Origin of the sequence: Arenimonas sp., from assembly GCF_044348765.1 — a bacterium.
In the GTDB taxonomy this organism is placed as follows: domain Bacteria; phylum Pseudomonadota; class Gammaproteobacteria; order Xanthomonadales; family Xanthomonadaceae; genus Arenimonas.
Genome location: NZ_JBIKSE010000069.1, coordinates 1 through 3,753 on the forward strand (window position 1 = coordinate 1; position 3,753 = coordinate 3,753).

Here is a 3,753-nt window from a genome sequence, read left to right on the forward strand (position 1 = left end):
CCATCCCGGAATTCGGCCCGCCGTCGGCGTCGGCGAAGGTAGCGGAGCAGGTCGAAATTTCGGTGAAGTATGCCGGTTATCTGAGCCGTCAAAACGAGGATATCGCACGCCAGAAAAATCAGGAAAATACCCCGTTTCCGGCCGACTTCAGCTTCATGGGCATTCCGGGCCTGTCCAATGAACTGCAGAATAAGCTCACCCAGACCAACCCGGAAACCATCGGACAGGCCCAGCGCATTCCGGGCATGACCCCCGCCGCGATTTCCTTGCTGTTGATTCAGCTCAAGAAGGGCCAGCGCGCGGCCTAATGGAAAACCGTTGGCGCCAACGCCGACGCCGCATCCGCCGGTGGCTGAAGCCCCTGCCGCGGCGGGCCACCATCCATCGCTATCCGATTCTGAATCGCTTTACAGATTTTGCCCGTCGCCGGCCCTATCTATGGTCGTTCAAGGATGCCTCGGTGGTGCGAGCCATTTATCTCGGCAGCCTATTGGCGTATCTACCCACCTATGGCGCGCAGATCCTGATCGCTTTTATCGCCGCCTGGTTCGGGCGTGCCAATCTGACGCTCATGATCGGGCTGCAGATGATCACCAATCCCTTGACGGCCGGACCGATCTATCTGGCCGCCTACGGCATCGGAACCGGCCTGGCCGGTCTCCTGCAACTGCCGCCCCGGCATGCCGTTTTCGATGGCGCCGTGGCCCTGGTTTTGGGGGGATTGAGCCTGGGCCTGATGACCGCCGTCTGTCTTCACGGCCTGTGGCTGTTTGGGCGTTTCGAGGCCAGACGCTTCCGGCGGCGCCGAATGGCCCATGTCTTACCGCCAAAAGCCGAAAATTAGGGCTTTTACACTAGCCATGATGTAAATATTGTATTAATGTAGGCTCACTGCCCGGCGTCAATGCGCGCGGGTATGGGCCGTGCCAGCCTGATTGCCATCAGCCAACGCGGGTCACATTGGAACACACTTCAATATAGAGAGAGACACTCCATGCGTTTATCCCATCTTTCCGTTGCGCTCGCCCTCGCCATCACCACCAGCGGTGCCGCCCAAGCCCAGCAGTTCAGCAAAGTCATCAGCTTCGGTGACAGCCTGACCGATGCCGGCAATGTCGGTACCCTCAACGGCCTGCCGGCCGGCACGAGCTTCACTACCAATCCGGACGGCACCCACTCGCAGAACCTCTCGGTACTGTTGGGCATCGGCCCCCAGAGCAACAACTCGCCATTGATTCCCGGCACCAGCACCGGTAGAAACTATGCTTACGGCGGCGCCTGCGCCATGTCCAATGGCACCACCATCGCGGCACCAATTCCCGGCCTGCCCACCTTTACCTGTTCGAACTCTCCGGGCAATTTCTCGTTGAGCACACAATTCAATACGCACCTGTCCGCCAATGGGGGAGTCGCTGATCCGAACGCCCTCTATACCTATTGGGCAGGTGCCAACGACATCCTGTCAGCCACCGCCGTTACGGCACCGGGCGGCTTTCTGCCGAATGGCTCGATTTTGTATCAATATCTTGTTGTGAACGGCGGCAGCCAAGCCAATGCATCTGCGATTGCACAGACCATCGCCGGCCAATCTGCCCAGACCGCCATTGGTCAGATCAAAGCCCTGCAAACCGCCGGCGCCAAGACCATCGTGGTTTTCAATCTGCCTGACCTGGGCAAGACCCCACTCAACGTCAATACCGCCAACTCGGCCGGCGCCAGTGCGTTGTCGAGCATTTATAACCTGAACTTCAACGGTGGTCTGGCAACGCTGAAGGATGGCATCGTCGCCATCGACACATACGGCATCATCAACGAAGTTTTGGCCAATCCGAGCGCCTACGGGTTCACCAACACCACCGGCGTAGCCTGCCCGGCTCCCGCCTCCTCGTTGACCTGCGGACCGGCCGGCTATCCGGTACAGCCAATCAGTGCCACTTACCTGTTCGCCGACAGCATTCATCCGTCCGGCCGCGCGCATGCTCTGCTCGCCAACATCGTATACGCCACCGTCAGCGCCCCGGGCGTTGTTTCCCTGGCCCCGGAAGTGGCCATGCAGACCACATTCGCGCATAACACCGCCATCAGCGATGCGCTGAATTCGGAATGGGCTGCCGGTAGCGAAGTCGGCAAAGTCCGTGGTTTCGCCTCGGTACAGTTCGGTCAAAAGAACATCGATGGGTCGGACTATACGCCCGCCCTCAACGGTGACTCGACCAACCTGAATGTCGGCGCCACCTACCGTATCAACGAAAATGCCACCTTTGGTGTCGCCGCCACCCTCGGCGACAACTCGGCCAATGCCGGCAGCCTCGGATCCTTCGATGGCAGCGGTATCCTATTCGGCGTGTTCGGCCAGTACGAAGTGAACGGTCTTTATGGTCGCATCGGTCTCAGCGGCGGCAGCACCGACATGGACATCACCCGCAATATCGACCTGCTGTCCAGCGTGCGCAAAGAAACCGGCAGCACCGCCATCAGCCAGCAGTCCGGTACGCTGGAAGTGGGTTATGTGTTCAAGGCCGACAGCTTCACCCACGGCCCGTTCGCTGGCCTTGAAAACACGAAGTCCGATGTTGAAGCTTACGTCGAAGGTTCCGACAGCACCGCCATGCGATTCGATACCTTCAGCCGCGACAGCAATCTGACCACCGTCGGCTACCAGTTCTCCGGCAAATTCAATAACATCAAGCCGTTCGTCCGTGTGGCCTGGTTCAATGAAAGAAGCAATAACGACCAGGTATTTGTCCGCGGCGGTACCGCCAACCTGCCGGCCAACTTCAGCCTACCGGGCTTCGCTCCGGGCGACGACAGCTACATCGACTGGAATGTCGGCGCCAGCATGAGCTTCGGCGAAGGCTTCGACGGCTACATCAGCTACCGCGCCCGAGACGGCAAGGATGTTGAGGATAATGACAACATCAGTATCGGTATCCGCAAAACGTTCTGATCATTCACCGGCAACACCATTGAACAACCCCGCTTCGGCGGGGTTTTTCATTACCGACAGGAATTGAAATGCGTGCATACGTATTCAGGCATCCAGCAATCCGATGCCTGCGCGGCTTCGGGTAGGGTATGAAAAACATACGAATGCAAGTACGATTGCATCAAGCATAAACATACCGAGAGAGGGTGGCATGGCCGCACAACCGCGTTTATCGTTTTGGCAGATCTGGAACATGTCGTTCGGCTTCCTCGGCATCCAGTTTGGCTTCGCACTGCAAGGCGGCTTCATGTCCCGCATCTTCCAGACCCTGGGCGCCGACAAGGATGCATTGCCCTTGCTTTGGATTGCAGCGCCGTTGACCGGTCTGCTGGTGCAGCCGATTATCGGTTATCTGAGCGATCGCACCTGGCACCCGCGCTTCGGCCGTCGGCGCCCTTACTTTCTGATCGGCGCAGTGCTCAGTTCCATTGCCCTGTTTTTCATGCCTTATTCCTCCACCCTTTGGATGGCCGCCGGCTTTCTGTGGATTCTGGACGCTTCGATCAACATCAGCATGGAGCCGTTCCGCGCCCTGGTCGCCGACAAGCTCCCAGAACGGCAGCGCTCCTACGGATTCGTCCTGCAGACGCTGATCATCGGCATCGGCACCTGGGTGGCCAGCAATCTGCCCTGGCTGGTGAACCAGATGGGTGTTTCCAATGAAGCCGGACCGGGCGTGGTGCCTGATTCGGTCAAGATCGCCTTTGCTATCGGTGCTTTTGTGTTTCTGGTCAGCATCCTGATTACCGTGTTCACCACCGATGAAT

General features: G+C 58.6%; 3 protein-coding genes and 1 pseudogene. All 4 read left to right on the forward strand.

Annotated elements, in window-relative coordinates; translation table 11 throughout:
* Positions 1 to 308: pseudogene (gene gidA / locus ACIQ0Q_RS08355) on the forward strand (tRNA uridine-5-carboxymethylaminomethyl(34) synthesis enzyme MnmG); the annotation flags it as partial.
* The gene (locus tag ACIQ0Q_RS08360; RefSeq protein WP_395772481.1) at positions 308 to 844 is read left to right on the forward strand and encodes a DUF2062 domain-containing protein; all 537 of its coding nucleotides are present in this window, start codon (positions 308 to 310) and stop codon (positions 842 to 844) included. The pseudogene gidA and the gene ACIQ0Q_RS08360, both read left to right, overlap by 1 nt.
* Before the next feature lie 150 nt (positions 845 to 994).
* Positions 995 to 2,947: an autotransporter domain-containing protein gene (locus ACIQ0Q_RS08365; RefSeq protein ID WP_395772482.1), complete on the forward strand. Its 1,953-nt coding sequence runs from the start codon at positions 995 to 997 to the stop codon at positions 2,945 to 2,947.
* A gap of 190 nt (positions 2,948 to 3,137) precedes the next feature.
* Positions 3,138 to 3,753 (forward strand): MFS transporter (locus ACIQ0Q_RS08370; RefSeq protein WP_395772483.1); only part of this gene is annotated, 616 nt, incomplete at its 3' end.